The 4,458-nt window shown below is 34.8% G+C and carries 1 protein-coding gene and 1 pseudogene; both read left to right on the forward strand.

Features of this window, described 5'->3' with window-relative positions; all coding sequences use genetic code 11:
• Positions 1-210 (forward strand): OmpA family protein (locus GFJ94_RS06180; RefSeq protein WP_153200705.1); only part of this gene is annotated, 210 nt, incomplete at its 5' end.
• Between the two features lie 343 nt (positions 211-553).
• Positions 554-4,458, forward strand: a pseudogene (locus GFJ94_RS06185) (hypothetical protein); the annotation flags it as partial.

Here is a 4,458-nt window from a genome sequence, read left to right on the forward strand (position 1 = left end):
GATAGCAGAGGAAGTGATAAGTACAACATAAACTTATCAGACAGAAGAGCTAAATCGACTGTTCAATACATAATAAGTAAAGGTGTTGCAAAAGAAAGAATATCAGGACAAGGATTTGGTGAAAGCGAACTAAAAGTAGCTTGTCAACCATGTAACGAAGAACAACACGCACAAAATAGAAGAAGTGAATTCTTAATTGTGAAGAAGTAAAGATAGTTTATAGTTGATTTTTAGTTGAAAAGGCATCACTCTTTCTGGGTGGTGCTTTTTCTTTATTGATTGAAAAATATAAAAAAAGTTGAATTATTCTCATAAAAACAATCATTTTTTAATGTTTTATTTAGGTTAAATTATCGTTTATAAATTAATTTATAAATAAAACATCTGAATTACATTAAAATGCTTAGTTAATGTATTGTTATTATTGGTTTTTTTTAAACTTTTAATATTATCTGAATTACAAAATGTATCTTTTTTTTTAATTATTTTATGAAAAGGGATTAATATTTTTGGTGTCTAATATAAAGTTAATGTACCCAAAATTCTTTGTAATATGAATTCATACTCAAAAAAGTTTATAAGAAATGTTTTTAATGTAGTTTTTTTCATGATTGGAATGTCTGCATATTCTCAAAACATTTTGATAAGTCAAGGTGGAACTGTAAATGTTTCTGGTGGAGAAGTGTTTTATGATGCTGGTGGTGCTGCAGGAAATGACGGCAATACTAGTTATACAATAACTTTAGCTCCAGCTATCACCGGTCAAGCGGTATGTGTTGATTTTACAAGTTTTATTTCCAATGGTAGATTGGAGATATTTGATGGGCCAAATACGGCAGCTACAAATATAGGTACATTAAGAGGTGATTATAGTTTAAATTATAATGCGGCTGGTACTCCTTATCGTACAGGTCAAACAGGTACACCTGGGGTTCCAGATGTTTTAAGTCCTGGGATATTTTGTGCAAATAATGCATCAGGAGTATTGACTTTTAGATATACAGGGCCATCTGGTTATGCTGGATGGATTGGTCAAGTAATCACATATAAACAGGCTACAGCAGGTTGTACAGTTGGAATAACTGCAACACCAAGTACTATATGCGTTGGAGGTTCTTCACTTTTAAATGCTACAGGGGTTTTGGGAGTTCCTTTAATGAGTAATGATTTTAACACTAGTTCTGTGGGTGCAGGATGGGTTAGTACTGCATCAGTTTCATTTCAAAATGTTTTAACTTGTGAACCAAATAATGGTTTTCCTACTGCCAATAATGATAATTCTATTTTTGTTTGGATGCAAAGTGCAGCTGCACCAAGAACATTAGAAACTACTTCTTATGATGTTAGTGGTGGTGGTTATTTAAGTTTTGATTTTAGAGAAGCAGCAGACGATAATGGTGGAAATGGTTGTGAAGCACCTGATGATAATGAAGGAGTTTATATTCAATATTCAATAGATAATGGTGTTACATGGAATAATTTAAAATTAATGTTTCCAGGACCAGAAAGTAGCGCAGGAGCATCCGCTAATATTGGATGTGGAATGTATGTTTATGACTGGAATACAACAACAATACCATTACCCTCAGCAGCCTTAACTGCTAATACTAAATTTCGTTGGACACAAAGACAATCTACGACTGCTAGCCAAGATAGTTGGGGTTTAGACAATGTTAAAATTACTAGATATTCAACAGCCACTTTAACAATTACTGATTTATCTACAAATACTGTAATTGCTACTACAACAACACCTTCAACATCTATTTCTGTATCTCCACTTACAACAACTTCTTATCGAGCTACATTAACTGATGGTGTTACAACTTGTACACAAGATGTTACTGTAACCGTAAACGGAGGAACTGCAACAACAATTAATTATGCAGGGAGTCCGTTTTTACCTTCAGCGGGTGTTTCTGCTGTAACGGTAACTGGTCCTGCTGTAACAGGTTTGTATTCAGCAACGCCTGCGGGATTAACTTTAAATACAACTACCGGAGCAGTTACTCCAAGTTCTAGTATTCCTGGAACTTATACTGTTTCTGTTCCAACTGCTTGTGGTACTGCTACTTCTACAGTTGTTATTTTATCTTCAACATGTGCAACTTGCGCAACACCAACTTGTCCAGTAATTTCAATGACAACTACTACAGCTGCATTAGGACAAACAGGGATTTCAACTGACTTAGGATTAGCGGGTGACCAGTTTGGAAATGCACCTTTAACACCAGGAGAAATTATAACAATATGTGTTCCAGTTACCGTAGTTGCAGGATCAACAATTTTAGGTTTTAAACAGTTAACTTCTTCAAGTCCTAGCGGGTGTGGTAATCCTTTAGAACAAGTAATAACATATCAATTAACTGATTCTTCATGTGGTGCAACAATTCCACCAAATAGAACAAACGCTTCATCCGTTGCAAGTGGATTTAATCCTGAGTGGGATGGATTAGCTTCAGGAAATTATGTTCTTTGTTTTACTATGAATGTTACTAGTGGAGCATTATGTTCTTCAGTAGATATTCAAGGTCTTGGTTATTATAATGTTATACCAGCTGCGGTTCCTTGTCAAGATTATCAAATTCAAATGTATTCAGATGATCTTTTACTAAATCCAATTACTAAAACAGCTTTTGCTTGTTCAGATGCTGCAGTTTTTTTAGGACCAGATACCTTTCCAGTAACATTTGATTCAGGTTTACCATTTAATTCGGTGAATATTGAAATAGTTGCAAATACAGGAAATTTAAATAATTTAGTCATTTATCGATATAATTCTGCAAATGTATTAGTAGAGACATTGACCGTTCCTGCAGGTGGAGTCTCTAATAATTATTTTTTACGACCTACAGGTTGCTATTATTCATTAGATAAAACCAATGTAGCTAGTGGTAATTACACGTATACAATTACAGACAACACATCAGGAGTTGTATTGGCTACAGGAACATGGATCATTACGGCTGGTGCAGAATCTTTAAAAACAGGATTATTGTTTTTCCAAGGAACTGGAAGTTATTCAGGTCCGGGTGTTTCAAATGGATTTGATCCTGCTCCTGCAGGTTCTGTTGGTGATGATTATACTGATGACAGAGGTATAGGTGTATTTGATCCGCAAGTTGCAGGAGTAGGTTCTCATACAATTACTTACACTTGGGATAATGGATTAGCTGCACCAAATCATTGTACTTTAACCAGAACAATGAATGTTATAGTTTCAGGTCCAAGTGCACCAATCACAACTAATTTATCAATTTGTTCAGGGCAAACAGCCACCTTAACAGCATCAGCGGTTACAGGTACTGTTAATTGGTATACCGCATCTTCTGGAGGTAGTTCAATATTTACTGGAAATCCATTTACTACTCCAGTTTTAACAGCAGCAACATCCTATTGGGTTTCTCAAACAGTGGGTGGATGTGAAAGTACAAGAACACAAGTAAATGTTTCAATTACTGCAGGTACACCTGCAACATATACATCTACAGTTGTAAATTGTTCTCCAGGTTCTATTTCATTATCTTCTATATTACCTACCGGTACTACTTTTAATTGGGTAAGTGGTCCTTCTGGTTTTACATTTCCTGCAGGTTTTCAAACTCCATTAACTACAAATACTAGTTTAACAGGTTTACCTGCAGGTACTTATTGTGTTGATGTAACTTCTCCAAATTCTTTAGGAGGTGTTGTTACTCAAACTTTATTCACTGAAACTTTTGAATCAGGATTAGGAAACTGGACTATAGATAATTCTAATGGTCCCAATATTTTTGTACTTAATAATGATTATTTAGGAGGAAGTTGTGTAACTGGTTTAGGAACTTTTACAGTTCCAAATGTTCCTAATCAACCTGCGGCTGTAACATCAAGTCCAAATAGTAATTATTTGCATATTAGAGCAACTACAACAACTGGAGCTACTTGTGGACCAGGTTCTGTAAATTTTATTCCAAATAATGCAAATTTTGATGGACAAATATCAGATCAAAAAGCTACTTTAAATACAGTTATCAATACTGTTGGAAAATCCAACGTTATTTTTAATTTTTATTGGTTAGCCCAAGGAGAAACAAATGCAAGTGGTTCAGATGATTTTGGTAGTATAGAATACAGTATAAACGGCGGAGCTACATGGGTACAAGCTGGAGCCAAACTAAGAAGACAGACAACATGGTTATCTGATTTTAGAACAGATCCTTTATGGGATAATCAAGCAAATCTTAGATTTAGAGTAAGATGGCAAAATGATGCTAGTTCAAGCCTTGATCCACCAATTTCAATCGATCAAATAGTAATTACTGCTGATGTTACTTCAATTGCGTCATGTGGTACTACAGTTCAAGAATGTTTTACAATTTTACCAACGCCAGTAACACCAACTATTACATCAGTAGTTGCTAGTTGTTCTGCTGCTGGAAGTTCAACCATATCAAACTACAGCGCTTCTAATACATA

Source organism: Flavobacterium sp. LMO8 (assembly GCF_009495755.1).
GTDB lineage: Bacteria > Bacteroidota > Bacteroidia > Flavobacteriales > Flavobacteriaceae > Flavobacterium.